Origin of the sequence: Pseudomonas sp. QS1027 (genome assembly GCF_002814235.1) — a bacterium.
In the GTDB taxonomy this organism is placed as follows: domain Bacteria; phylum Pseudomonadota; class Gammaproteobacteria; order Pseudomonadales; family Pseudomonadaceae; genus Aquipseudomonas.
In genome coordinates, this window is sequence record NZ_PHSU01000002.1 from 59,156 (window position 1) to 83,653 (window position 24,498).

Genomic DNA, 24,498 nt, shown 5'->3' on the forward strand with positions numbered 1-24,498 from the left:
CCCATTCCTACAGGGGCCCCCCATCCAGACTGTGGCAATCCATGAAAAGCCAAACCATCCGCCGCTGGTCCTTTGTCCACACCTGGGCCAGCCTGATCTGCACGCTGTTCCTGCTGATGCTGGCGCTGACCGGCCTGCCGTTGATCTTCCACCACGAGATCGACCACCTGCTGGGCGACTCCGCCGCACTGCCAACACTGCCCGCCGACACCCCGCGCCTGGATCTGCAGCAACTGGTCCGCGCCGCCGAGGCTCATCGTCCGGGCGAGGTCATGCAGTATTTCGGCTGGGACGAGGACGAGCCCAATGGCGTGACCACCATCATGGCGAAAACCGCCGGCACCGAACCCAACTCGTCCCACACCTTCATGCTCGACGCCCGCAACGGCCAGGCCGTGGAACTGCCCTCGGCCAACGGCGGGCTGATGATGGTCATGCTGCGCCTGCATGTGGATATGTTCGCCGGGCTCCCCGGCAAGCTGCTGCTGGCCTTTATGGGCGTGCTGTTCGTGCTGGCGATCATCTCCGGCGTGGTGCTCTACCTGCCGTTCATGCGCCGGCTGAAGTTCGCCAGCGTGCGCCGCGATAAATCCACCCGCCTGCGCTGGCTCGACCTGCACAACCTGATCGGCATCGTCACCCTGACCTGGTGCCTGGTGGTGGGGATCACCGGGGTGATCAGTGCCTGCGCCGACCTGCTGATCGCCGCCTGGCGTACCGACGCCCTCGGCGCCATGATCGCGCCGTACCGCGACGCCCCGCCGCTGACCGAACTCGCCCCGGCCACGCGCCTGCTGGAGATCGCCGCCGAGGCCGCCCCCGGCATGCGTCCGGATTTCATCGCCTTTCCCGGCACGCGCTTTTCCAGCGAACACCACTACGCGGTATTCATGAAAGGCAGCACCCACCTCACCTCGCACCTGCTGACCCCGGTGCTGATCGACGCCGCCACCCTGCAGGTCACCGCCGTGGGCCAACGCCCCTGGTACATGGACGCCATGGGCATGTCGCAACCCCTGCATTTCGGCGACTACGGCGGCATGCCGATGAAGGTGCTCTGGGCGGTGCTGGATGGCTTGACCATCATCGTGCTCGGCAGCGGCGTGTACCTGTGGTGGGTACGCCGCCGGGCCAGCCTGAAAACCGAGGATGCCCGATGAAACCGCGCTCATCGAATTTCTGGACGGTCTTCGGCATTCCCGTGTTGATCGCCCTGCTCAGCGCCGCCGGCCTGTTCGCCGCGCTGTTGGGCGATGGCGCCTGGGATGCGCTGAGCTGGGTGGGGCTGGGGATTCCGGCGGCCCTCTCCTTGCGCGGGTTGCTCGGCCGGCGCCACGGATAACCGCCAGTGAGGCCTTCAAGACAAAGCGCCACGTAATCTGAAACGGGGTGTACCTGCGAAGCGTTCAGTGATCTCGCGGGCCTCTTCGCGAGCAAGCTCTGCTCCTACAAGGATCGTGTTCGGCCTTGGCTGACTGGCCTTGAGCAGACGGGCCAGCTCCGCGCCCCATTGCTGATCCTCTCGTAACCCCAGCGACCTACTCATGGGCAGCTCCCCTATCAAAGTTCAGCGCCTCGGCAGGCTTGCCCTGGCCAATCCCGTACCAGTCGAGTTTGCGGGTCAGCACCATAAACACTCCGAGCAGGCAGAACAGCAGCAGCGAGCCCATCAGCAAGGCATAGTCCTCGGCGCTGAGCAGCCCGTAGAGCAAGCCATACAAGGCGGCCAGGCCGATACCGAAGCCCAGGCCGTGAGCCAGGCTGCGCAACACATGGCAGACATAGAAGCCGATCAACCCGACACAGGCACCGGCCGACAACAGATACGCCAGGCCAAACCCCAGGTGCTCGGACAGCGACAGCAACAGCAGGTAGAAGAAGGCCAATGCGACCCCGACCAGAGCGTACTGGACCGGGTGCACCGCCAGGCGCTTGAGCACTTCGAAGAGGAAGAAGCCGGCAAAGGTCAGGGCGATAAACAGCAAGGCATATTTGATCGCCCGGTCGGACTTGAGGTACTGGTCCACCGGCTCGATAAAACTCACGCCAAAGCTGCGGGCCTTGAAGCCGTCGCAGTCGCTGGTCGCCAGGCAGTTGTTCAAGGCTTCACGCAGATTGGTGGAGAAGAACGAGGTCTGCCACTGGGCGCTGAAACCCTGGTCGGTGACTTCCCGTTTGACCGGCAGGTAATTGCCGATAAAGCTCGGGTGCGGCCAATCGGCACTCAGATGAATGCTGCTGGTCTTGCCCACCGGCAGCACCTGCAACTGGCCGGTGCCTTGCAGCGCCAGGTCGAAGGCAAAGTCGAGACGTTGTTCTTCGCGGCCATCGACGCGCGGCAAGTTCACATGCACACCGTCACCCAGCCAACTGACCTGGGTCCCGGGCCGGAACTCCAGGTTCTGGCTGCCCACCTGCAAGGTCAGGGCGTTTTCGATACCGCGGATATCGCTGATGCCCACCGCCAGGTACGGTTCGTCGAAGCGGTAATCGGCAAAGTCCTCGGTGATGCCCAATTGCAACGGCAACACGAAGTTGCCGCTGATCTGGTTATTGGCGTGAAACAGCCGCGCTTCATAGATACCCCGCGAGCGAAGCTCGGTCTGGACCTTGCCATCGAGCTCGAAACGCTCCGGCAAAAAGTACAGCCGCCCGCTGACTTCGCTGCTTTGCTGGTAGCGTTCGCCCTTGGCATCGGTCTTCCATTCGCGAACGGTCTGGCGATACGGCACCACCAGCAGCGGACCATTCAATTGCTGGCTGTAGCTGGAACTGCGGGCGATATCTTCCAGGACCCCGTCACGCAAGCGCTGGCGCTCGGTGATCACCCCATCGATCATCATCAACGGAACCAGCAACAACAGCATCAGTAGGGCAATCGCCCCGAGTTTTATAGCCAGACCGCGGTTCATCGGTTCTCTCCCTGTTGGTGTGGGGGAGAGTCTGTGCCGCCTGTGTGGGGGCTTGATGGGGCGAATGTGGAGACTGTGTGGAGATGCGGTGTTTATCCGGGAAAGCTCAGGCGGACCTCGACGCCACCGGGTACATTGCCGATGTGCAGTTCGCCGCCGTGCAGCTTCATCACTTCCTCGACAAAGTTCAGTCCCAGCCCGGTGCTCTTGCGACCGCTGCCCGGGCGCGGCAGGGAGTAAAAGCGCTCGCTCAACCTCGGCAGCGCATACTCGGGAATCGCCTCGGCCTGGTTGAACAGCGCCAAGCACAGCTCCCGGCCCTGGCGTTCGGCCTTGAAGCGCACAATCCCTTCCGGCGGCGTGAAATCCAGGGCATTGTCCAGCAGATTGCCGATGGCCTGGCGCAGCAGAAAGGGTTCGCCAAACAGCGTCAGGTCCGGCGCAATCGACTGCTCCACTTGCAAGCGCCCGCGTTCGATTCGCGCCGCCTGGGCCTGCAACACCTCATCCACCAGTTTGGCCAGCGGGACCTCGACCTGCTCCTCCAGCACCTGACGCTGCTCCACCAGTGCCAGGTTCAACAACCGTTCGATCAACTGCTGCATCCGTGCGCTTTCGCTGTCGATATTGCCGACAAAACGCTCGCGCTGGGCCTCCGGCATCTCGCCCTGCAACAACTCCGCCGCCCCGCGAATCGCCGCCAGCGGGCTTTTCAGTTCGTGGGTCAGGGTGTGCACGTAGCGCTCGACATAGGCCTTGCCCTCCAGTTGCGTGCGCATGTGCTCCACGGCATTGGCCAACTGCGCCATCTCGCCGCCGCGATAACGTGGCAGCTCGGCCTTCTGACCTTCGCTGACCGCCTGGGCGTAAGCGGTCAGGCGCCGCAACGCCGCGCTCAGCCACCAGGACAGCAGCGCGCCGAACAACAGGCCCAGGCCGATCAGCCCGGCGCCGTACACCAGCAGACGGTGCTCGGTGCGATCCACGTAAGGCTGCAACGAACTGTTGGGCTTGGCCACCGTGACCACGCCAATGATCTGACCGTTGTCGGTGATCGGCGCGCCAACGTGCATCACCGAAGAGTTCGGGTCGCCATCCACCGTACGGGTCGAGCGGGCGCCGTACTCGCCGCGCAGGGTCAGGTAGACATCGTTCCAGTTCGAATAGTCCTGCCCCACCGCCTGTTCGGCGGAATCGAGCAACACGATGCCGTGGGCGTCGGTCACGTAGATCCGGTGGTTGACCTGATTCTTCTCAAGGCCCCAGATGGTCGCCGCCGGCTTGCGCTGACCGTAGGCCTTGAGTGCCTCGGGCAGGCGACTCTGGCTGAGGGTGCCGTTCTTCACATCGTCGTGTAGGATTTCCGCCAGCAGGTTGGCGGTGTCCACCAGGGTTTCTTCGGTGGACTGACGCACGCCGGGGCGGATTTCCTTCATCACCGTGTTCAGTACGAAGTAGCCGGTCAAGCCGACGAAAAGGAAATACACCAGGAAAATCCGGATTCCCAACGGCATCAGCTGTTCCCCGGACTGTAGCTGTAGCCCAGGCCGCGATGGGTCTGGATCGGTTCGGCATCGCTGGCCACCGCCCGCAGCTTGGCCCGCAGGCTCTTGATGTGGCTGTCGATATTGCGCTCGTAGCCGGCGTCCGCCGCCACGCCCAACGCATCGAGCAATTGTTCTCGGCTGAAGACCCGTTCGGGTTGTTCCAGAAGACTGGCGAGCAGGCGGAATTCGTGACGGGTCAGGTTCAAGGGCTGGCCGCGATAGCTGATCTGTACCCGTTCGTGATCGACCTGGAAACGTTCAGTGGAAACGCTAGACAGCACCTGGGGCACCACGCGCTTGAGGATCGCCCGTACCCGCGCCGCGACTTCCCGTGGGCTGAAGGGTTTGACCACATAATCGTCGGCACCGATTTCCAGGCCCACCACGCGATCGATCTCGCCATCGCGGGCGCTGAGAAACATCACCGGTACTTCGGTAAAGCGCCGCAGTTGCTTGCACACCTCGAAACCGCTGATATCCGGCAGGCCGATATCGAGAATCAGCAGGTCGGCGGGCATCGTGCGCTGGTGCTCGACCGCCGCACCGCCGAGGTTCAGCCAGGTGGTGGTGAACCCTTCACCCTGCAGGGCGTAGATCAGGGTATCGGCAATCGCCGCTTCGTCTTCGACAATCAGGATATGGGGCATGGCGTCCGAGCACAGTTGTTGATCGCGCAACGGTGCCGGACGCATGCCGCCCCGTCAATCAGCAGTGGGGTTGGTCGGCGGTATAACGCCGTGCCGGATTCACCGCCGCGCCGAATTCACGCAGCGCCTTGGCGCCGATCAGCAGCGGGTAGTTGAAGCTGCTGCGGTTGGTCAGGTTGACCTCCACGCTGCGCTTGACGTTACCCAGGCACATCTCCAGCTCCACCACCGGGCGCTTGCTCGCGTCGCTGGTTTCGCCGTCTTCATCTTCCTCGGAGCGGGTCTTGATCTTGCTGATGCGCGCGACCTTGTGCTCATAGACCTTGCCATCGGCATCGGCCGTGCCCAGGCGGAAACGTACCCAGTCCTCGCCGTCGCGCTTGAACAGCTCGATGTCCTTGGCCGACAGCGAGGCGGTCAGGGCACCGGTGTCCATCTTGGCCTTGAAGGTCTGGCCGATTTCCGGCAACTGGATATATTCGTAGCGCCCGTAGAGGGTCGGTTCGGCCGCCATGACCGGCAGGGCCAGGAGGGACAACAGGGCAAGAATGGATTTCACTTCGGCTGTACCTTTGAGTGGACGCACAAGGGGCGCCATTTTAGACCGCTGTTCGCGCGTTGGTTCATGAACAAATCTGACAGGCCGACACTAACCTATCCGACACCCCGTGAAACATTTGTCCCTCGGGCGATTTGGCGTCTGCCCGCGGCCGCCTTTATCATGGCGCGCCCTCACGTTTTGAAAGAGTCCCTGTATGCGCCGCCTGCTCACCGGCAGTTTCGTCACACTCCTGCTTTTGCTCAACACGCTGGTACTGTTCGGCCCGCTGATGCTCTTCGCCCTGCTCAAGCTGCTGTTGCCCGGTCGTTTTCGCGACCACGCCAGCGCGGCGGTGATGTGGATCGCCGAAACCTGGGCCGAGATCGACAAGCTGATCTTCGCCCTGTGCATCCCCACCCGCTGGGATATTCGCGGTGCCGAAGGCCTGCGCCGCGACACCTCGTACCTGGTGGTCTGCAACCATCAGTCCTGGGTCGATATCCCGGCGCTGATCCAGACGCTCAACCGGCACACGCCGTTCTTCAAGTTCTTCCTCAAGAAGGAACTGATCTGGGTACCGTTCCTGGGCCTGGCCTGGTGGGCGCTGGACTATCCGTTCATGAAGCGCTATTCCAAGGCCTTTCTCGACAAGCACCCGGAACTCAAGGGCCATGACCTGGAAATCACCCAGGCCGCCTGCGAGCTGTTCAAGCGCCAGCCGGTGACCGTGGTCAACTACCTGGAAGGCACCCGCTTCAGCCCGGCCAAACACCAGGAGCAGGACTCGCCCTTTACCCATCTGCTCAAGCCCAAGGCCGGCGGCGTGGCCTTCGTGCTGGCGGCCATGGGCGAACAGCTGGACGCGATCCTCGATGTCACCGTGGTTTATCCACAAGAGCGGATTCCGGGGTTCTGGGATTTGATCAGCGGCAACCTGCCCAAGGTCATCATCGACTTCCAGACCCGCGAGCTGACCGCGGACCTGTGGCAAGGCGACTACGAGAACGACCCGGTGTTTCGCCAGCAGATCCAGGACTGGGTCAACCAGCTCTGGAGCGAGAAGGACCAGCGCATTGCGGCGTTGCGCAACGTGAGCGAGCCGACAGACCGGCCCGTTTGATCACCCCCAATAAAAAACGCATCGAACAGCCTGACCCGTTCGATGCGTTTTTATTCGGGCCCGATGCCTGATCAGCTACCGGCACCCCAGATACCACCCAGGCTCTTGAGCAGCGGACCACCGACGCCCTGTTGCCCGAGGTATTGCAGGATCACCGGGGCAAACTGGCCGACCATGCCGCTGTCCATGCCCAGGGCACCGAAGGCCTTGTTCAGGTCACTGGTGTTCTGCACATTGCCCAGTGCGCTGCCCACCGACGCCGAGTTACCCGACTGGCCGAGCAAACCGCCCAGGCCGGACAGGGCACCGCCGCCCGAGAGCTGGTCGAGTCCCGGCACACTCTTGCTCAACTGCGAATAGTCATTGCCGCTGAGTTTGTTCTTGGCCAGACCGAGCATCGCACCGGTGCCCCCCACCGCCTGTTCCGGGGTGACGTGCAACTGCGACCCCAGGGTACTGAGCAGTCCACTGGCCGGTGCCGCCGCATTGCCATTTTGCCCGCCTTGCATGGACGAGACCGCATTGGCCGCATCGTTCAGGCTGAACGCCGCAAACACCGGGGTAGCGGCGAATGCCAGGAGCGAAGCCAGTACAACACCGCGTGAAATCTTCATTGCAACACCTCGAAAGTCATCATGACCACCCGCCAGCAGGGACGGGCGCCGAACACTTGCCGTTGGAGTCAAAAAAGCCGGACTTGTTCCGCACTCGATGAATCCTCCTACCAGGCCCATAAAAAAGTCGGCGGCCCTGCATCCGATCCGCGTCTCCTTGCGTATATCAAGCACGGACAGAACTTCCTGGCCGACTTCATACCGACAAGGATTCCTCATCATGAAATGCATCTCGATCAAAGCGCCCCTGATTGCCAGCCTGCTGACCCTCGCATTGTCCGGCGGCCTGGCCCAGGCGGCGAGCATGAGCATGGACCACGACAGTGTGATGGTCGGCGGACAAAGCATGCTGCCGAGCAAGGACATCGTCGATAACGCGGTCAACTCTGCCGACCACACCACCCTGGTCGCCGCCGTGAAGGCCGCCGGACTGGTGCCGACCCTCAAGGGCCAGGGCCCGTTCACCGTCTTCGCACCGGTCAACTCCGCCTTCGCCGCCCTGCCCGCCGGCACCGTCGACACCCTGCTCAAGCCGGAAAACAAAGGCACCCTGACCCACATCCTCACCTACCACGTGGTGGCCGGGAAACTGGACATGGCCGAACTGAGCAAGCGCATCAAGGCCGGCGGCGGCAAGACCGAACTGACCACCGTGTCCGGTGGCAAGTTGTGGGCGATGATGAACGGCCCGCACAACATCGTGATCAAGGATGAGAAAGGCACCACGGCCGACATCACCACCTACGACGTGATGCAATCCAACGGCGTGATCCAGGTGATCGACAAGGTGCTGCTGCCTAAAAGCTGAGGCCGTATCACCCCTGAGGAAACATCCATGAATGGAACAACCGCGTGCCGTGAACTACCCTCAGCCGGCAACCAGCGCGACACGCGGCCCATTCATCGTTTTGTGATTGTCTGGAGAACACCCATTTCCACCGCCGACGCCGATCAACTCAGGCAGCTGTTGGCCCAGTGCTCACTGGGCAACCGCCGCGCGTTCGAGACGCTGTATCGTAGCGTCGCCCCACGCCTGCACGGTGTAGCCCTGCGTTGCCTGGGCCGCGCCGACCTGGCCGAGGAAATCCTCCAGGAAAGTTTCGTACGCATCTGGAACAACGCTTCGCGTTACGAGGCGCACCTTTCGGCGCCGATGACCTGGATGGTCAATATCACCCGTAACCTGGCCATCGATCAGTTGCGCAGGTTCCGCGAGGTGCCCCTGGTCGATGGGCAGGAAGACAGCCTGGCCGACGACAGCCCCTCGGCCCATGAACTGCTCGACAGCGCCCGCGAGGCCAGCGCGCTGAACCACTGCCTGGAGACCCTGGAAGGCCTGCAACGCCAGTCGATCACCCTGGCCTACTTCCACGGCTTGTCCTACGCGGAACTGGCCGAACAACTGCCGGCGCCGCTGGGCTCGGTCAAATCCTGGATACGTCGTGGCATGGAGCGCCTGCGCAGGTGCCTTGAATCATGAACTACCAGAACCCCCGCCTGCGCCGCGCCCTGGCCGCCGACTACGCCATCGGCGTGATGTCCAAGGCCGCCCGCCGACGCTTCGAAGCGCTGATGCGCGATGACGCCAAACTGCGCGCCCAGGTCGCCGAGTGGCAGGAAAACCTGATGGTTTTGACCGAGTCGGTGGCCGATCAGCCGGTGCCGGATCGGGTGTGGCAAGGTGTTGTCGCAAGAATCGATCCGCAACGACTGCACCTGCCTGAGAAACGGCCGTTCTGGAGCGGATTGCGCGTCTTCGCGGCGGCCTGTTCGCTGGTGCTGGTGGTGGCCCTGGGCGTGTTCTACAACCATGATCCGGTGAGCGCCAGCGCAACCCTGCTCAGCGGCACGCAAGCCCCGGCGTTGCGGGTCAAGGCCCATGCCGACTACCTGCAAGTCGAGCCGTTGAGCCTGGCGGCGGTGCAAGCCGACCGCAGCCTGGAACTGTGGGCGATTCCGGTGGATGGCAAGCCGGTGTCCCTGGGCCTGGTGCCGAAAGAAGGCAAAGGGCGCGTCGAGTTGAGCGAAGCGCATAGGGCCTTGCTCGGCACCTCGGTGGTGCTGGCGGTCAGCCTTGAGCCGGCGGGCGGTTCGCCGACCGGGCAACCGACAGGGCCGGTGTTGTATCAAGGGCCGCTCGCGGCGCTTTGATCTCCAGGCTCACTGCTCGGATCACCCGCTAGTCATCAGTAACAATTCCCCGCCTTGCTTCCTCGGAAGCCTGCGGCTTATAGTCCGCCGGTCGCCCTGATTGGCGATACGGGTTTGGCGACTCGTTAAACTCCCATGCGAAAGCCCTGTGCTTGTTTGCAGGTGCCTTCGCACCCGCAAAGCCGCTTTATGGCGGCTGTGCGCGGGAGACCTTCGGGTCTGCCGGCTTGGGATGTTTCCGGTTCGCCAACCTGCGTACAGCTGCCACCTTTCGTTTGGCGACGGATGTGTGGTGGCCTCGTCCTAAACTCCCGAGGTTTTACCCATGACGAAATACATACCCCTCACCGCCATCGACTGCCTGATCCCCAGCTTGTTGATCGACGCCGAAAGCCCGACCGACGTGCTCCACGCCAACGCCGCCGCCCGCTTCCTCGCGGCGACGCAAATGCTCGAAGCCCTGTCTCACATCGAGCTGCACAACGCCAATGACATCGACTTCCAACATATCCTCCAGGTCCCCGCGATGGTCATGCGCGATGGCTGCGACCTGATGGATGTACTGGGTTGGCGACTGCGAGTCTGACCGCTGAAACCGGGCAGTGAAACAAAATTGAATTTCGCCCATTAAAAACGGCGACCGATGCCTAATGCCTTTCAATTAACGAAATTTTCAGCCGAGCGCGGTCTTGTGGCGAGCGGGCTTGCCCGCGCTCGACTGCGCAGCAGTCGTAAAACCGGCAGCCTCGGTCTACCTGATAGACCTCATTCGCCGGTTTTAGGGGCGCTTCGCACCCCAGCGCGGGCAAGCCCGCTCGCCACCAATATCGACCAAGCTGAAGAACGTTCTTAGCTGACAGGTATTGGGCCGATGTCGCCCTTTTGCCAACAGCCCCAACCCTCGATTAGTAGCGTTCCTTATAAGCCCCTGCCCCGGCTATTTCGAAACAGCCTCAACCACTGTCAGTTCTGACAGTAGGCACTCAAATCCTTACGACTCAACATTGAGACCCAACACAACGTAAGGGAGTACAGCGTCATGCAAAATACATGCGCGGCCTTCTTGGCCATTCTGACGTTGACCCTGGTGGGCCATGCCTACGCGGCAGACCCGGTCACCATCGCAACCTGCCCGGCAAAGGACAAGATTGAGCAACTGCCGATGACAGGCGGAGGCTATAGCTACAAGGCTGAAGGACCGGCAGGTGGATTTTGGACGGGCGAGAATGAGACCGCCACGGAGGACTACTGGCAAGCAGTCACCTTCACCGGTGCCACCTACAAGGACAGTACCAAGGCCGTGATCTGTGACTACGAGGGCCCCGGTTACGCCGGTATTCGCCTGGCGCTCAAAGCCTTCCAGGATTGGCAAGCCGCCCAAGGCACCGACTGGAACGGCAGTAGCTGCGAAAACAGTATCCTGAACCAGTGCGCCTTCGCGTACAGCACCCTGGTACCGACGCAATAATCGATGCGAAATTAAAAAGGGCGACCGAAGTCGCCCTTTCCCCGTCTTGCCCTTTACTTACGCCGCACTGAACAACTTGTGCGGGTCAATCACAAACTTCTTCGGTACGCCCGCATCGAACTCGCCGTAACCGCGCGGCGCATCGTCCAGGCTGATCACTTCCACACCGACGATATCGGCGATCTTGATCCGATCCCACATGATCGCCTGCATCAGCTGGCGGTTGTACTTCATCACCGGGGTCTGGCCGGTGTGGAAGCTGTGGGACTTGGCCCAGCCGAGGCCGAAGCGGATGCTCAGGCTGCCGATTTTCGCAGCGGCATCCACTGCTCCCGGATCCTCGGTCACGTAGAGGCCCGGAATACCGATCTTGCCCGCAACGCGGACCACGCCCATCAGCGAGTTGAGCACGGTGGCCGGAGCCTCGTGCTTCACGCCTTCATGGCCGTGACCACGGGCTTCGAAGCCCACGGCATCGACGGCGCAATCCACTTCAGGTTCGCCCAACAACGCGGCGATCTGTTCGTGCAGCGGGGTGTCCTTGGACAGGTCGGCGATTTCGAAACCCTGGGCCTTGGCGTGGGCCAGGCGGATCGGGTTGACGTCACCGATGATCACCACCGCCGCGCCCAGCAGACGGGCCGAAGCCGCCGCCGCAAGGCCGACCGGACCGGCACCGGCGATGTACACGCTGCTGCCCGGGCCAACGCCCGCGGTGACCGCGCCGTGGTAGCCGGTAGGGAGGATGTCGGAGAGGCAGGTCAGGTCGCGGATTTTCTCCATGGCCTTGTCGCGGTCCGGCAGTTTGAGCAGGTTGAAGTCGGCGTACGGCACCAGCACGTATTCGGCCTGGCCACCGGTCCAGTCGCCCATGTCGACATAACCGTAGGCACCGCCGGCGCGAGCCGGGTTGACGGTCAGGCAGACGCCGGTGTGTTGCTCCTTGCAGGAACGGCAGCGCCCGCAAGCCACGTTGAAGGGTACCGAGACCAGGTCGCCGAGTTTCAGGTTCTCGACATCGCGGCCCTTCTCGATCACTTCGCCGGTGATTTCATGACCCAGGACCAGGCCGGTCTGGGCGGTGGTACGGCCACGGACCATGTGTTGGTCCGAACCACAGATGTTGGTGGAGACGACGCGCAAGATAACACCGTGTTCGATCTTCTTGCCACGCGGGTCCTGCATTTTCGGATAGTCGATTTTTTGCACCTCGACCTTGCCATTGCCGAGATACACCACACCACGATTGCCAGACATGCTTTCACCTCGCTGTTGTTTTTATGTAGCAACACGTTGCCAGGGGGCAGCGCGTAGATTGCTCGGGTTATTGCCTGTGGTTGTTGCGTTGTTCTTGCGGACCTCATCGCCAGCAAGCCGGCTCCTACAGGGGAACTGCGTCACGGCAGGCACCGCGCCCACTGTGGGAGATTGCTCGGGGTACTGCTTGTGGTTGTTGCGTTGTTCTGACGGGCCTCTTCGCGGGCAAGCTCCGCTCCCACAGTGGACCGCGTTGCCTGGGCGTTACCCGGTCAATTGTGGGAGCGGTGCTTGTCGGATCGCCGCACCGCCGCGAAGGTCGTAAAACGACCGTTCTTCAGAGCACCACCGTCCTGTTGGCGTTCAGAAAGACCCGCCGCTCAATGTGATACCCCACCGCCCGCGCCAACGTCAGCCCTTCGATATCGCGGCCCTTGGCGATCAGGTCCTCGGGGTAGTGACTGTGGTCCACCACCTCCACGCCCTGGGCGATGATCGGACCTTCATCCAGGTCGTTGTTGATGTAATGCGCGGTGGCACCCACCAGCTTCACGCCCTTGTTGTAGGCCTGGTGATAGGGCTTGGCGCCCTTGAAGCCGGGCAGCAACGAGTGGTGGATATTGATGGCCTTGCCGTCGAGCTTGCGGCACAGCTCGGGCGAGAGCACCTGCATGTAGCGGGCAAGGATCACCAGCTCCGCGCCGGACTCCTCGATCACCTGCCAGACCTGACGCTCCTGGCCTGGCTTGTCGTTCGGGTCCAGCGGGAAATGGTAGTAGGGAATCTGGTGCCAATCGGCCAGCGGCTTGAGGTCCGGGTGGTTGGAGACCACGGCGGCCACGTCCATGGACAATTGGCCGATGCGCTGGCGGTAGAGCAGGTCGTTGAGGCAGTGATCGGCCTTGGAGACCATGATCACCACTTTTGGCCGATAGTTCGGCGCGGTCAGTTCGAACAGCATGCCGAAGGACTCGCCGCGCAGGGCGAGGCCGGCGCGGAAGGCCAGTTCGTCGAAACCGTCGGGCTGGCGAAACTCCACGCGAATGAAGAAACGCCCCGAGAGGCGGTCATCGAACGAGTGGTGCTCGGTGACGTAGCAGCCCTGCTCGAACAGATAGCGGGTCACCGCATCCACCGTGCCGAGCACGCTGGGGCAGTCGGCGGTCAAAATCCATGTATCGGGGGCGCGGCTCATTGCTTGACTCCTGTTCGTGAGGGGCAACCGCCAAGCGGTTGATCGCGAGCGCTCTTGATAGAGGGCTCCAGGCAATCCTTACCCTTGTATACGACACCAAATCCTGTAGGAGCCAGCTTGCTGGCGATGGAGGCCAACGATAACGCGGGGCGCCTGAAACACTGCGGCGCCCGTGAGTCCATCGCCAGCAAGCCGGCTCCTACAGGTCAAACAAAACCTCAGGCCTGGACGCTAAGGCCGTACTCGGCCGCCGCATCCTGCAACCACAACCACCAGTAATCCGAGAAGCTGCGACGGATCACCAGCTCCCAGGTGTCTTCGGCGGTATGGCGGATCATCAGTTGCGACTTGGCAAACACCGTCCCGACGGCTTTACCCACCGGGAAACTGTTCGGGTGCACGTCATAGCTGGTGGACTTCATCAGCACCTGGCGCACGTTCGGGCCGCTCAGTTCCAGCAGTTGTTGACCGCCGCTGACATTGACGATGGCGATATGCAGGTCGCCCAGGGCTTCGCGCAGCGCCTTCTCGGCGGCGAACTCTTCGCCGCTCGGGACGATCAGCAGCCACTCGTCAGGGCCGAGCCATTGCAGGCTGGTGTCGCCCTTGGCAACCACGGTCAGCGCTACAGGCAGCTCAAGGCCGAGGGCCTTGTGCACGCCAGCGGCGAAGGCCGCGTCATGGCCATCGCCACGAATGGTCAGGTGACCGAGCAATTTCTTTTCACGCACGGTCACACCGGCGTTCTTGCGGCCTTTACCCACCAGGCTGGCGAGGTCGGCATGGTGCAACGACGACTCGGCCTTGGCCCCGGAAGTCGGGCGTTGTTGGTAAACGTTGGCTGTGGTCATGTGAAACACCTGTGTTGAATGCTGTCTTTGCGGTGGGTCAATACCTGACCCCACCTCATGAACAACCGTAGCCCTGTGTGGGAGCGGAGCTTGCCCGCGAAGAGGCCCTTGAAGCCGCCAAAAGCTTCGCGGGCAAACTCCGCTCCCACAGGGACTACAGCGTCAGATGTTCTGGCGGTCCCCTTTAGGATCGAAGAACACCGAAGAAACGATTTCCGCCTCGATCACGCTGCCATCGGCCAGCGGTGCGAACACCCGCTCGCCCATGCGCTTCAGGCCGCCCTTGACCACCGCCATGGCAAACGAATAGCCAAGGGAGTTGTGGGCATAGCTGGAAGTCACGTGACCGACCATCTTCATCGGGATCGTCTGCTTGGTGTCGAACACCAGCTGCGCACCTTCCGGCAGCCACTTGGTCGGATCGATCGGCTTGAGCCCGACCAGCTGCTTGCGCTCATCACGCACGCAGTCTTCGCGGTTCATGCCGCGCCAGCCGATCCAGGAGAACGGCTTGGTCCGGCCCACACACCAACCCATGTTCAGGTCGTCCGGTGTCATCGAGCCGTCAGTGTCCTGGCCGACGATGATGAAGCCCTTCTCGGCCCGCAGCACGTGCATGGTCTCGGTGCCGTACGGGGTCAGGTTGTACTGCTTGCCCGCCTCGACGATCTTCTCCAGCACACCCATGGCGTAGTCGGCCTGGACGTTGACCTCGTAGGACAGCTCACCGGTAAAGGAGATCCGGAACACCCGCGCCGGCACGCCGCCGACCAGGCCTTCTTTCCAGGTCATGAACGGGAACGCATCCTTGTCCAGGTCGATGTCGGTGACTGCGCTGAGCAGCTTGCGGCTGTTCGGCCCGGACAGGGTCATGGTCGCCCAGTGGTCGGTCACGGAGGTGAAGTACACCTTCATGTTCGGCCATTCGGTCTGGTGGTACAGCTCCAGCCACTGCAGGACGCGAGCCGCGCCGCCGGTGGTGGTGGTCATCAGGAAGTGGTTGTCGGCCAGACAGGCGGTGACGCCGTCGTCGAAGACCATGCCGTCTTCCTTGCACATCAGGCCGTAGCGGGCCTTGCCCACATCGAGCTTGGTCCAGGCGTTGGTGTAGATGCGGTTGAGGAATTCACGGGCGTCCGGGCCCTGGATATCGATCTTGCCCAGGGTCGAGGCGTCGAGCAGGCCGACGCTGTCGCGTACGGCCTTGCACTCACGCTTGACCGCCGCGTGCAGGTCTTCACCGTTGCGCGGGAAGTACCATGGACGTTTCCACTGGCCGACGTCCTCGAACTTGGCACCCTGCTTCACATGCCAGGCCTGCAAGGCGGTGTAGCGCACCGGCTCGAAGATATGCCCGCAGTGACGACCGGCGACCGCGCCGAAAGTCACCGGCGTGTAGTTCGGACGGAACATGGTGGTGCCCATCTGCGGGATGGTCACGTTCAGCGAACGGGCGGCAATGGCCAAACCGTTGACGTTGCCCAGCTTGCCCTGGTCGGTGCCGAAGCCCAATGCGGTATAGCGCTTGACGTGTTCAACCGACTCGAAGCCCTCGCGGGTCGCCAGTTCGATGGCGGCAGCGGTGACGTCGTTCTGCAGGTCGACGAATTGCTTCGGCGCCCGTGCGGTAGCTTTTTCATGGGGCACCTGGAACAGCGCCAGGGTTGGCTCTTCCAGACGCGACAGGGCTTTGGGCAGCACGCCTTCCACAGCCTTGAAGCCGGCTTCGCTGGCTGCGCGAACGCCGCCTTCAAAACCGTCGGCCAGGGCATCGGCCAGACCGTAGACGCCATTGATACCGCCGACGCACACGCGCTTCTGCGGTGCTTCGCCCGGCACAAAACCGAGGATATCTTCGCGCCAGGTCGGCTTGCCGCCCAGGTGCGAGGCCAGGTGGACCACAGGGCTGTAACCCCCGGAGCTGGCAACCAGGTCGCACTCCAGCCATTCGCCAGGGCTGGTGACTTTATGGGCCTTGACGTCGATGGCGGCGATACGCGCCGCAGTCACGTGCTTGCTGCCACGGGCTTCGATCACGGCGCTGCCGGTGAGGATGCGAATCCCCTTGGCCCGCGCTTCTTCCACCAGCGCACCCCGTGGGTTGCTGCGGGCATCGGCGATGGCGACCACTTGCAGGCTGGCATCGAGCCAGTCCAAAGCGACACGGTAGGCGTGATCGTTGTTGGTGCTCAGCACCAGCTTCTTGCCCGGTGCCACACCGTAACGGCGGACGTAGGTCGAAACGGCACCGGCGAGCATGTTGCCCGGCACGTCGTTGTTGCCGTAGACCAGCGGACGCTCATGGGTACCGGTAGCCAGGACCACACGCTTGGCGCGGACCCGGTGGATACGCTGGCGCACCTGGCCGATCGGCGCACGGTCACCGAGGTGATCGGTGAGGCGCTCGTGAATGGTCAGGAAGTTGTGGTCGTGGTAGCCGTTGACGGTGGCGCGCGGCAACAGCAGGACGTCCGGCAGGCCTTTCAATTCGGCGATAACGCTGGCGACCCACTCGGCCGCCGGCTTGCCGTCGAGGCTTTCACGGGAGTCGAGCAGGCTGCCGCCAAACTCTTCCTGCTCATCGGCGAGGATCACCCGGGCACCGCTGCGCGCGGCAGCCAGTGCGGCGGCCAGACCGGCAGGGCCGGCACCGACGATCAGCACGTCGCAGTGCTGGTTCATGTAGTCGTAGGTGTCCGGATCGGTCTCGGTCGGCGAACGACCAAGACCGGCAGCCTTGCGGATGTACTTCTCGTAGGTCATCCAGAACGACTGCGGGTACATGAAGGTCTTGTAGTAGAAGCCCGGTGGCATCAGCTTGCCGCCGACCTTGCCGAGAATCCCCATCATGTCGTTGTTGACGCTCGGCCAGCCGTTGGTGCTGGTGGCGACCAGGCCCTGATACAGCGCTTGCTGGGTAGCCCGCACGTTGGGGATCTGGGTCGCTTCGGTGGCGCCGAGTTGCAGGACCGCGTTCGGCTCTTCGGCACCGGCGGCAAAGATGCCCCGGGGACGGGAATACTTGAAGCTGCGACCGACGATATCGACACCGTTGGCCAGCAACGCGGCGGCCAGGGTGTCGCCTTCAAAGCCTTTGTAGACCTGGCCGTTGAAGGTGAAGCTCAAGACTTTGTTGCGGTCGATCCGACCACCGTTGGACAGGCGATTGACCTGGCTCATACCTTCTCTCCCACAGCCGCGCCGGGCACTTTCGAACTGTCTGCTTTAGCGGTGAATTGCGGCTTCTCGCCAATCTTGTAGCTTTCGAGAATCTCGTAGGTGACGGTGTCGCGGGTCACGTTGAAATACTGGCGGCAACCGGCAACGTGGTCCCACAGCTCGTGGTGCAGGCCGCGGGGGTTGTCACGGAAAAACATGTAGTCGCCCCACTGCTCGTCGGTGCAGGTGCCCGGGTCCAATGGACGCGGGATATGCGCCTGGCCGGAAGCGTGGAATTCCTCTTCGGAGCGCAGCTCGCCGCAATGAGGACAGAAGATATGCAACATAGGGATTTCTCCTGTTAGTGGGCGACCGCAGCAGCACCGTGTTCGTCGATCAACGCACCGTTGTGGAAACGGTCGATGGAGAAAGGAGCGGCCAACGGGTGCATTTCACCCTTGGCCAGGCTCGCGGCAAACACGTTGCCCGAGCCAGGTGTGGCCTTGAAGCCGCCGGTGCCCCAACCGCAGTTGAAGAACATGTTCGGTACCGGGGTTTTCGAAATGATCGGGCAGGCGTCCGGGGTGGTGTCGACGATGCCGCCCCACTGGCGGTTCATGCGCACGCGGGACAACACCGGGAACATCTCGACGATGGCCTGGATGGTGTGCTCGATCACCGGGTACGAACCACGCTGGCCGTAGCCGTTGTAGCCGTCGATACCGGCACCGATCACCAGGTCGCCCTTGTCGGACTGGCTGATGTAACCGTGCACGGCGTTGGACATGATCACGCTGTCGATGATCGGCTTGATCGGTTCGGACACCAGCGCTTGCAGCGGGTGCGACTCGATCGGCAGGCGGAAACCGGCGAGCTTGGCCATATGCCCGGAGTTACCGGCGGTGACCACACCGACGCGCTTGGCGCCGATAAAGCCCTTGTTGGTTTCGACACCGATGCACACGCCGTTTTCCTTGCGGAAGCCGATCACTTCGGTCTGCTGGATCAGGTCGACGCCGAGGGCGTCGGCCGCACGGGCGAAGCCCCAGGCCACCGCATCGTGACGGGCCACGCCGCCGCGACGCTGGACGGTGGCGCCCATCACCGGGTAACGGGCATTCTTCGAGCAGTCCAGGTACGGAATCTCGTCCGCCACCTGTTGAGCGTTGAGCAGTTCGCCGTCGACGCCATTGAGGCGGTTGGCGCTGACCCGACGCTCCGAGTCACGGATGTCCTGCAGGGTGTGGCAGAGGTTGTAGACGCCACGCTGGGAGAACATCACGTTGTAGTTCAGGTCCTGGGACAGGCCTTCCCACAATTTCATCGCGTGTTCGTACAGGTGCGCCGACTCGTCCCACAGGTAGTTGGAACGCACGATGGTGGTGTTACGGGCGGTGTTGCCGCCGCCCAACCAGCCCTTCTCGACCACGGCCACGTTGGTGATGCCGTGTTCCTTGGCCAGGTAGTAGGCGGTCGCCAGACCATGCCCGCCACCGCCGACGATGACCACGTCATAGACCTTTTTCGGGGTCGGCGTGCGCCACATCTTCTGCCAGTTTTCGTGATGGCTGAGAGAGTGCTTGAAGAGGCCGAAGCCCGAATAGCGTTGCATAGTCATTTACTCCAAAACCGCTCTCAGCGATAAACCGGGAAATCCGCGCACAGGGCTGTCACGTGCTTGGCAACGTTCGCTTCGACATCGGCGTCGCCGAGGTTGTCGAGGATGTCGCAGATCCAGCCGGCCAGTTCGACGCACTGGGTCACCTTGAACCCACGGCTGGTGACGGCCGGGGTGCCGATGCGCAGACCGGAAGTGACGAACGGCGACTGTGGATCGTTCGGCACGGCGTTCTTGTTCACGGTGATATGGGCACGGCCCAGTGCGGCATCGGCCTCTTTGCCGGTCAGGCCCTGACGGATCAGGCTGACCAGGAACAGGTGGTTGTCGGTGCCGCCGGACACTACATCGTAGCCACGTTTGATAAAGATGCTCGCCATCGCCTGGGCGTTATCGATCACTTGCTGCTGATAGACCTTGAAGCTCGGCTCCAGGGCTTCCTTGAAGCTCACGGCCTTGGCGGCGATCACGTGCATCAGCGGGCCGCCCTGGCCACCGGGGAAGACCGCGGCGTTGAATTTCTTTTCCAGCTCCTCGTTGGCCTTGGCCAGGATCAGGCCGCCACGGGGACCGCGCAGGGTCTTGTGGGTGGTGGTGGTGACCACGTCGGCGTAAGGCAGCGGGTTCGGGTACAGGCCAGCGGCGACCAGACCGGCCACGTGGGCCATGTCGACGAAGAAGTAGGCACCGACCTTGTCGGCGATTTCACGGAAGCGTGGGAAATCGAGGGTTTTCGAGTAGGCCGAGAAACCGGCGATGATCATTTTCGGCTTGTGCTCGACGGCCAGGCGCTCGACTTCGTCGTAGTCGATCAGGCCGGTGGTGGTGTCGATGCCGTACTGCACGGCGTTGTAGAGTTTGCCGGAGAAGCTGACCTTGGCGCCGTGGGTCAGGTGACCGCCGTGGGCCAGGCTCATGCCCAGCACGGTGTCGCCGGCGTTGAGCAGGGCCAGGTAGACCGCGGCGTTGGCCTGGGAACCGGAGTGCGGCTGGACGTTGACGTAATCGGCGCCGAACAGTTGCTTGGCGCGCTCGATGGCCAGAGCCTCGACCTTGTCGACGTGTTCGCAGCCGCCGTAGTAGCGCTTGCCCGGATAACCTTCGGCGTACTTGTTGGTCAGGCCGCTGCCCTGGGCCTGCATGACGCGCTTGCTGGTGTAGTTTTCCGACGCGATCAGCTCGATGTGATCTTCCTGGCGCTGCTCCTCGGCATTCATGGCCGCCATCAGTGCATCGTCATAACCCTGGATCTGGTCTTGCTTGCTGAACATCGCATCTCTCCCAGCGGCGGCGGTGCGCCATTCTTATCGGTGGGGCCGTTGCCTGACGGCAGTGCCCTTTGAATGCGATGGTAGGGCCGACGCAGACCGATCAAATGCCTATGGACGCCACGCAAAGGTGCGTTTACGACATGGCTTGGCGCGCTGAGATAGTCGAGGGCCGAACAGCGTCTGGAACAGGGATCTTGAAAACGCCACAACCCTTGTAGGAGCAGGGCTTGCCCGCGAAGAGGCCGGTGCGGGCGATCCAGAGATCAGGTTGACAATACTGACGCCTTCGCGGGCAAGCCCTGCTCCTACAAGGACAGCGTCAACCTTTCGATCTATAGAGGCTTTTCCTACGGAAACTGTGCCTGTGCGATAACGCCAATTCTGGTTACAGTGCGCACCATAATCGTTCACAAGGACCGGGCCATGACCGACAAGAGCCAACAATTCGCCAGCGACAACTACTCCGGTATCTGCCCCGAGGCCTGGGCGGCCATGGAACAGGCCAACCACGGCCACCAGCGCGCCTACGGCGACGACGAATGGACCCAGCGCGCCGCCGACGGCTTCCGCCAGCTGTTCGAAACCGACAGTGAAGTGTTCTTCGCCTTCAACGGCACCGCGGCCAACTCCCTGGCCCTGTCGTCGCTGTGCCAGAGCTACCACAGCGTGATCTGCTCGGAGACCGCCCACGTCGAGACCGACGAATGCGGCGCCCCGGAGTTTTTCTCCAACGGTTCCAAGCTGCTCACCGCGCGCACCGAAAACGGCAAGCTGACCCCGGACTCGATCCGCGAAATCGCCCTCAAGCGCCAGGACATCCACTACCCCAAACCGCGCGTCGTGACCCTGACCCAGGCCACCGAAGTCGGCAGCGTCTACACCCCGGATGAAATCCGCGCCATCAGCGCCACCTGCAAGGAACTCGGCCTGCACCTGCACATGGACGGCGCACGCTTCTCCAATGCCTGCGCCTACCTCGGCTGCACCCCGGCGGAGCTGACCTGGAAGGCCGGCGTCGACGTACTGTGCTTCGGCGGCACGAAAAACGGCATGGCGGTGGGTGAAGCGATCCTGTTCTTCAACCACGACCTGGCGGTGGATTTCGACTATCGCTGCAAGCAGGCCGGGCAGTTGGCCTCGAAAATGCGCTTTCTCTCGGCGCCCTGGGTCGGCCTGCTGGAAAACGACGCCTGGCTCAAGCACGCCCGCCACGCCAACCACTGCGCGCAGTTGCTCAGCAGCCTGGTCAAGGACATCCCCGGTGTGGAACTGATGTTCCCGGTGGAAGCCAACGGCGTGTTCCTGCACCTCTCGGAACCGGCCATCGCCGCGCTGACCGCCAAGGGCTGGCGTTTCTACACCTTCATCGGCAAGGGCGGCGCGCGCTTCATGTGCTCGTGGGACACCGAGGAAGCGCGGGTACGGGAACTGGCGGCGGATATCCGCGAGGTCATGGCCGCCTGACCACAGACGCTACGGGCCTTCGCGGCGCCTAAAGAGGACCGTGCACGACGATAGATTGCGTTGAACACAGACCTGTAGGAGCCGGCTTGCTGGCGATGGTGTCCGGACAGGCACCACAAGGCTCGCGAGCCTCATCGCTGGCAATCGAGCGGCGACCGGCGCTCCTACAGAGACCGTGTACAGGTCCCGAACCCGGGTGACACCCTCAGTGCTGCCCGATGGTTTTCGAAATCACTTCGACCGTGGCGCTGACCTGCTCTTGATAACGGTCCAGTTCCTCGCGGTGACGCTGCTGTGCTTCGATCTGCTGCGAACACAGGTTCAACGCCGCCAATACCAGCAGTTTGTCGCCAATCAGCGTCGGAAACTTCTTCTTGGTGTCGGCCAACGCCGCCCGGAGCATCACCGTCGCGTCCTGCAAGGTCCGCTCCTGGCCGGCGGGGGCCTTGATCGAATACTCCTCGCCGAGGATCGAGATGACGGTCACCCCATCGGTGCTGGTTCTCATGCGCTCACGGGACCTGCGCTGACACGCTCGACCAGCGCCTGGATACGGGCGGCGGTAGCGCCGTGCTTTTCTTCCTGTTCCATCAGGCTCAGTTGCAGGCTTTCGTTTTCATCCTTGGCCTGGGCCAGCTCGGTGCTCAGCGCGGTATTGGCGGCCAGCAGCTCCTGTTTTTGCTGAACCAGCTCACTGACCAGTTGTTCCAATTGACTCAGGGAAGCTTCCAACATTTTCTTGATCTCTCGGGCAGTTTCAAAGGGCGCGTACGATAAAGAAAAGCCCCCTTGTTTGCCAGGGGAAAACTGTCGCAAAGCCTTGATTTTCCTGGCGGGATACTTTTCTTCGAACCTTAGGGACTGCGATTGCCAGGACATGTTCCCCGCCCCCTGTCGGAAACCTTCGCCTGCGACAAATACGCGCAGGGGCTTAAGACTTTAGTCGAATGACCGATAGGTCATTCAGATACGCCTTAAAAGCCGCACGGAATGCGCCCTCCTCTCAGGTAGCCACCATGTCCCTACGCAACATGAACATCGCCCCGCGCGCATTCCTCAGCTTCGCCCTGATCGGCGCGCTGATGCTGATCCTGGGGATATTTGCCCTGAACCAGATGAGCAAGATCCGCGGCGCCGCCGAAGAGCTCAGCACCAACAGCGTGCCGAGCATCAAGAGCCTCGACGACCTCACCCAGCTGACCCTGCGCCTGCGGGTGCTGTCCTATCGCCTGGTCACCAACCGCGCCCCCGACGAACAACAGAAAATCCTCGACCTGTTCAGCCAGCGCAACCAGCAGATCGGCAAGGCCCAGGCCATCTACGAAAAACTGATCAGCAGCCCTGAAGAGCGCGTGGCCTACGACCGCTATGTGCAGGTGCTCGGCCAGTACCGCCAGCTTGAAGATCGGATGAAAAGCCTGTCGCGCAACAATCAGGTCACTGAACTGGCAGCCCTGATCAACAGCGACTTGCTGGCCAACTCCGAACAGGTCAACACCGTGCTCGACAAGCTGGTGGAGATCAATACCCAGCAGACCGACGACACCCACCAACAGGCCGCCGACCAGTATGGCCTGGCGTTCAATATGGTGGTGGGCTTGCTGCTGGCCGCCACCGGCCTGACCCTCCTGCTCGCCTGGTTGCTGACCAACAGCATCACCCGCCCCATCGCCGACGCCCTGACCGCCGCCGAGCAGATCGCCGAAGGCGACCTGACCCGGCCGATCAAGGTCGACGGCAACGACGAAGCCGGACGCCTGTTGCAGGCCATGGTCAAGATGCAGCAGAAACTGCGCGATACCCTGCAGCGTATTTCCGGTTCCGCAACCCAGCTGGCTTCGGCGGCGGAAGAACTGAACGCCGTCACCGACGAAAGCGCCAAGGGCCTGGTGCGGCAGAACAACGAGATCGAGCAGGCCGCCACCGCCGTCAATGAAATGACCAGCGCCGTGGAAGAAGTCGCGCGCAATGCCGTGAGTACGTCTGAAGCTTCGAAGAATGCCACCGCCTCGGCCGGCGACGGTCGCGACCTGGTCCAGGAAACCGTCGGCGCCATCGAGCGCATGAGCAGCGATGTACAGAGCACCTCGACGCTGATCGGCAACCTGGCCAAGGAATCCCAGGATATCGGCAAGGTGCTCGATGTGATTCGCGGGCTGGCCGACCAGACCAACCTCCTGGCTTTGAACGCGGCGATTGAAGCGGCACGGGCCGGGGAAGCCGGTCGTGGCTTTGCCGTGGTGGCGGATGAGGTTCGGGCCCTGGCGCACCGCACCCAGCAGTCCACCAGCGAAATCGAACGGATGATCGGCAGTATCCAGGGTGGGACCGAGCAGGCGGTGGATTCGATGCGCAACAGCACCGAGCGGGCGGAGTCGACCTTGAATATCGCCAAGGGCGCAGGGATGGCGCTGGACACCATCAATACGGCCATTGTCGAGATCAACGAGCGTAACCTGGTGATCGCCAGTGCGGCGGAAGAACAGGCTCAGGTGGCCCGCGAGGTGGATCGCAACCTGGTGAATATCCGCGATCTGTCGGTGCAATCGGCGACCGGGGCGAACCAGACCAGCGCCGCGAGCAATGAGCTGTCGCGCCTGGCGGTGGATTTGAACAGCATGGTGGCGCGCTTTAGTCTGTAAACCTCAAGACCGGGTCGGCCCATTCGCGGGCAAGCTCCGCT

The 24,498-nt window shown here is 62.5% G+C and carries 24 protein-coding genes; 10 read left to right on the forward strand and 14 right to left on the reverse strand.

What is annotated here, in order from left to right:
• Positions 1-41 precede the first annotated feature (41 nt).
• Entirely contained in the window at positions 42-1,160 is a 1,119-nt protein-coding gene (locus tag CWE01_RS00430; protein WP_100938551.1) for a PepSY domain-containing protein, read from the forward strand.
• Positions 1,157-1,342, forward strand: coding sequence for a hypothetical protein (locus CWE01_RS00435; protein WP_100938552.1), 186 nt, complete (start codon positions 1,157-1,159; stop codon positions 1,340-1,342). The genes CWE01_RS00430 and CWE01_RS00435 overlap by 4 nt, the downstream gene beginning before the upstream one ends.
• A 196-nt stretch (positions 1,343-1,538) precedes the next feature.
• Here CWE01_RS00435 and creD read toward each other — a convergent pair whose 3' ends face one another.
• From creD to CWE01_RS00460, 4 genes are all read right to left on the reverse strand, one after another.
• Complete coding sequence (creD, locus tag CWE01_RS00445; protein ID WP_100938554.1) at positions 1,539-2,912, reverse strand: cell envelope integrity protein CreD; 1,374 nt, start codon at positions 2,910-2,912, stop codon at positions 1,539-1,541.
• Between the two features lie 92 nt (positions 2,913-3,004).
• Positions 3,005-4,426, reverse strand: coding sequence for a two-component system sensor histidine kinase CreC (gene creC, locus CWE01_RS00450; protein ID WP_100938555.1), 1,422 nt, complete (start codon positions 4,424-4,426; stop codon positions 3,005-3,007).
• Positions 4,426-5,106, reverse strand: a complete 681-nt coding sequence (creB, locus tag CWE01_RS00455; protein ID WP_100938575.1) for a two-component system response regulator CreB — start codon at positions 5,104-5,106, stop codon at positions 4,426-4,428. The genes creC and creB overlap by 1 nt, the downstream gene beginning before the upstream one ends.
• A gap of 58 nt (positions 5,107-5,164) precedes the next feature.
• Positions 5,165-5,665, reverse strand: coding sequence for an ATP-dependent zinc protease (locus CWE01_RS00460; protein ID WP_100938576.1), 501 nt, complete (start codon positions 5,663-5,665; stop codon positions 5,165-5,167).
• A 196-nt stretch (positions 5,666-5,861) separates the two neighbouring features.
• Here CWE01_RS00460 and CWE01_RS00465 point away from each other — a divergent pair, with 196 nt between their 5' ends.
• Complete coding sequence (locus CWE01_RS00465; RefSeq protein ID WP_100938556.1) at positions 5,862-6,767, forward strand: acyltransferase; 906 nt, start codon at positions 5,862-5,864, stop codon at positions 6,765-6,767.
• A 71-nt stretch (positions 6,768-6,838) separates the two neighbouring features.
• On the opposite strand, the gene CWE01_RS00470 is transcribed toward CWE01_RS00465, so the two are convergent.
• Complete coding sequence (locus CWE01_RS00470; protein ID WP_100938557.1) at positions 6,839-7,381, reverse strand: DUF2780 domain-containing protein; 543 nt, start codon at positions 7,379-7,381, stop codon at positions 6,839-6,841.
• A gap of 220 nt (positions 7,382-7,601) precedes the next feature.
• Between CWE01_RS00470 and CWE01_RS00475 the strand changes: the two genes are divergently transcribed.
• The 5 genes from CWE01_RS00475 to CWE01_RS00495 all read left to right on the forward strand — a co-directional run bounded on the left by CWE01_RS00475 (position 7,602) and on the right by CWE01_RS00495 (position 11,000).
• Positions 7,602-8,189, forward strand: coding sequence for a fasciclin domain-containing protein (locus CWE01_RS00475; protein ID WP_100938558.1), 588 nt, complete (start codon positions 7,602-7,604; stop codon positions 8,187-8,189).
• A 27-nt stretch (positions 8,190-8,216) separates the two neighbouring features.
• Positions 8,217-8,861: a sigma-70 family RNA polymerase sigma factor gene (locus tag CWE01_RS00480; RefSeq protein WP_100938559.1), complete on the forward strand. Its 645-nt coding sequence runs from the start codon at positions 8,217-8,219 to the stop codon at positions 8,859-8,861.
• Positions 8,858-9,532, forward strand: a complete 675-nt coding sequence (locus tag CWE01_RS00485; RefSeq protein WP_100938560.1) for an anti-sigma factor domain-containing protein — start codon at positions 8,858-8,860, stop codon at positions 9,530-9,532. The genes CWE01_RS00480 and CWE01_RS00485 overlap by 4 nt, the downstream gene beginning before the upstream one ends.
• Positions 9,533-9,857: 325 nt before the next feature.
• Complete coding sequence (locus tag CWE01_RS00490) at positions 9,858-10,118, forward strand: short-chain dehydrogenase (RefSeq protein ID WP_100938561.1); 261 nt, start codon at positions 9,858-9,860, stop codon at positions 10,116-10,118.
• Between the two features lie 453 nt (positions 10,119-10,571).
• Positions 10,572-11,000, forward strand: coding sequence for a DUF3757 domain-containing protein (locus CWE01_RS00495; RefSeq protein WP_100938562.1), 429 nt, complete (start codon positions 10,572-10,574; stop codon positions 10,998-11,000).
• Positions 11,001-11,057: 57 nt separating this feature from the next.
• Here the strand turns inward: CWE01_RS00495 and fdhA are convergent, their stop codons facing one another.
• From fdhA to glyA, 7 genes are all read right to left on the reverse strand, one after another.
• A complete protein-coding gene (gene fdhA, locus CWE01_RS00500) occupies positions 11,058-12,257 on the reverse strand; it encodes a formaldehyde dehydrogenase, glutathione-independent (RefSeq protein WP_100938563.1) in 1,200 nt (399 codons plus the stop codon).
• Between the two features lie 337 nt (positions 12,258-12,594).
• Positions 12,595-13,452: a formyltetrahydrofolate deformylase gene (purU, locus tag CWE01_RS00505; RefSeq protein WP_100938564.1), complete on the reverse strand. Its 858-nt coding sequence runs from the start codon at positions 13,450-13,452 to the stop codon at positions 12,595-12,597.
• 218 nt (positions 13,453-13,670) lie between these two features.
• Positions 13,671-14,303, reverse strand: a complete 633-nt coding sequence (locus tag CWE01_RS00510; RefSeq protein ID WP_100938565.1) for a sarcosine oxidase subunit gamma — start codon at positions 14,301-14,303, stop codon at positions 13,671-13,673.
• 162 nt (positions 14,304-14,465) lie between these two features.
• Positions 14,466-17,483, reverse strand: coding sequence for a sarcosine oxidase subunit alpha (locus CWE01_RS00515; RefSeq protein ID WP_100938566.1), 3,018 nt, complete (start codon positions 17,481-17,483; stop codon positions 14,466-14,468).
• Positions 17,480-17,809, reverse strand: a complete 330-nt coding sequence (locus CWE01_RS00520; protein ID WP_100938567.1) for a sarcosine oxidase subunit delta — start codon at positions 17,807-17,809, stop codon at positions 17,480-17,482. The genes CWE01_RS00515 and CWE01_RS00520 overlap by 4 nt, the downstream gene beginning before the upstream one ends.
• Before the next feature lie 14 nt (positions 17,810-17,823).
• Positions 17,824-19,074, reverse strand: a complete 1,251-nt coding sequence (locus CWE01_RS00525) for a sarcosine oxidase subunit beta (RefSeq protein ID WP_100938568.1) — start codon at positions 19,072-19,074, stop codon at positions 17,824-17,826.
• A 23-nt stretch (positions 19,075-19,097) separates the two neighbouring features.
• Entirely contained in the window at positions 19,098-20,351 is a 1,254-nt protein-coding gene (gene glyA, locus CWE01_RS00530) for a serine hydroxymethyltransferase (protein ID WP_100938569.1), read from the reverse strand.
• A gap of 423 nt (positions 20,352-20,774) precedes the next feature.
• On the opposite strand from glyA, the gene CWE01_RS00535 reads away from it, so the two are divergent.
• On the forward strand, positions 20,775-21,815 hold the full coding sequence (locus CWE01_RS00535; RefSeq protein WP_100938570.1) for a low specificity L-threonine aldolase: 1,041 nt from the start codon (positions 20,775-20,777) through the stop codon (positions 21,813-21,815).
• Between the two features lie 205 nt (positions 21,816-22,020).
• Here the strand turns inward: CWE01_RS00535 and CWE01_RS00540 are convergent, their stop codons facing one another.
• Entirely contained in the window at positions 22,021-22,323 is a 303-nt protein-coding gene (locus tag CWE01_RS00540) for a cell division protein ZapA (RefSeq protein WP_100938571.1), read from the reverse strand.
• Positions 22,320-22,550, reverse strand: coding sequence for a hypothetical protein (locus CWE01_RS00545; RefSeq protein ID WP_100938572.1), 231 nt, complete (start codon positions 22,548-22,550; stop codon positions 22,320-22,322). The genes CWE01_RS00540 and CWE01_RS00545 overlap by 4 nt, the downstream gene beginning before the upstream one ends.
• A 281-nt stretch (positions 22,551-22,831) precedes the next feature.
• On the opposite strand from CWE01_RS00545, the gene CWE01_RS00550 reads away from it, so the two are divergent.
• Positions 22,832-24,457, forward strand: coding sequence for a methyl-accepting chemotaxis protein (locus CWE01_RS00550; RefSeq protein ID WP_100938573.1), 1,626 nt, complete (start codon positions 22,832-22,834; stop codon positions 24,455-24,457).
• Positions 24,458-24,498 lie beyond the last annotated feature (41 nt).

Bases quoted from the DNA above. Each gene is read 5' to 3' on its own strand.
- CWE01_RS00430 (WP_100938551.1), top strand. From the start codon at position 42: ATGAAAAGCCAAACCATCCGCCGCTGGTCCTTTGTCCACACCTGGGCC.
- CWE01_RS00435 (WP_100938552.1), top strand. From the start codon at position 1,157: ATGAAACCGCGCTCATCGAATTTCTGGACGGTCTTCGGCATTCCCGTG.
- creD (WP_100938554.1), bottom strand. From the start codon at position 2,912: ATGAACCGCGGTCTGGCTATAAAACTCGGGGCGATTGCCCTACTGATG.
- creC (WP_100938555.1), bottom strand. From the start codon at position 4,426: ATGCCGTTGGGAATCCGGATTTTCCTGGTGTATTTCCTTTTCGTCGGC.
- creB (WP_100938575.1), bottom strand. From the start codon at position 5,106: ATGCCCCATATCCTGATTGTCGAAGACGAAGCGGCGATTGCCGATACC.
- CWE01_RS00465 (WP_100938556.1), top strand. From the start codon at position 5,862: ATGCGCCGCCTGCTCACCGGCAGTTTCGTCACACTCCTGCTTTTGCTC.
- CWE01_RS00470 (WP_100938557.1), bottom strand. From the start codon at position 7,381: ATGAAGATTTCACGCGGTGTTGTACTGGCTTCGCTCCTGGCATTCGCC.
- CWE01_RS00475 (WP_100938558.1), top strand. From the start codon at position 7,602: ATGAAATGCATCTCGATCAAAGCGCCCCTGATTGCCAGCCTGCTGACC.
- CWE01_RS00480 (WP_100938559.1), top strand. From the start codon at position 8,217: ATGAATGGAACAACCGCGTGCCGTGAACTACCCTCAGCCGGCAACCAG.
- CWE01_RS00485 (WP_100938560.1), top strand. From the start codon at position 8,858: ATGAACTACCAGAACCCCCGCCTGCGCCGCGCCCTGGCCGCCGACTAC.
- CWE01_RS00490 (WP_100938561.1), top strand. From the start codon at position 9,858: ATGACGAAATACATACCCCTCACCGCCATCGACTGCCTGATCCCCAGC.
- CWE01_RS00495 (WP_100938562.1), top strand. From the start codon at position 10,572: ATGCAAAATACATGCGCGGCCTTCTTGGCCATTCTGACGTTGACCCTG.
- fdhA (WP_100938563.1), bottom strand. From the start codon at position 12,257: ATGTCTGGCAATCGTGGTGTGGTGTATCTCGGCAATGGCAAGGTCGAG.
- purU (WP_100938564.1), bottom strand. From the start codon at position 13,452: ATGAGCCGCGCCCCCGATACATGGATTTTGACCGCCGACTGCCCCAGC.
- CWE01_RS00510 (WP_100938565.1), bottom strand. From the start codon at position 14,303: ATGACCACAGCCAACGTTTACCAACAACGCCCGACTTCCGGGGCCAAG.
- CWE01_RS00515 (WP_100938566.1), bottom strand. From the start codon at position 17,483: ATGAGCCAGGTCAATCGCCTGTCCAACGGTGGTCGGATCGACCGCAAC.
- CWE01_RS00520 (WP_100938567.1), bottom strand. From the start codon at position 17,809: ATGTTGCATATCTTCTGTCCTCATTGCGGCGAGCTGCGCTCCGAAGAG.
- CWE01_RS00525 (WP_100938568.1), bottom strand. From the start codon at position 19,074: ATGCAACGCTATTCGGGCTTCGGCCTCTTCAAGCACTCTCTCAGCCAT.
- glyA (WP_100938569.1), bottom strand. From the start codon at position 20,351: ATGTTCAGCAAGCAAGACCAGATCCAGGGTTATGACGATGCACTGATG.
- CWE01_RS00535 (WP_100938570.1), top strand. From the start codon at position 20,775: ATGACCGACAAGAGCCAACAATTCGCCAGCGACAACTACTCCGGTATC.
- CWE01_RS00540 (WP_100938571.1), bottom strand. From the start codon at position 22,323: ATGAGAACCAGCACCGATGGGGTGACCGTCATCTCGATCCTCGGCGAG.
- CWE01_RS00545 (WP_100938572.1), bottom strand. From the start codon at position 22,550: ATGTTGGAAGCTTCCCTGAGTCAATTGGAACAACTGGTCAGTGAGCTG.
- CWE01_RS00550 (WP_100938573.1), top strand. From the start codon at position 22,832: ATGTCCCTACGCAACATGAACATCGCCCCGCGCGCATTCCTCAGCTTC.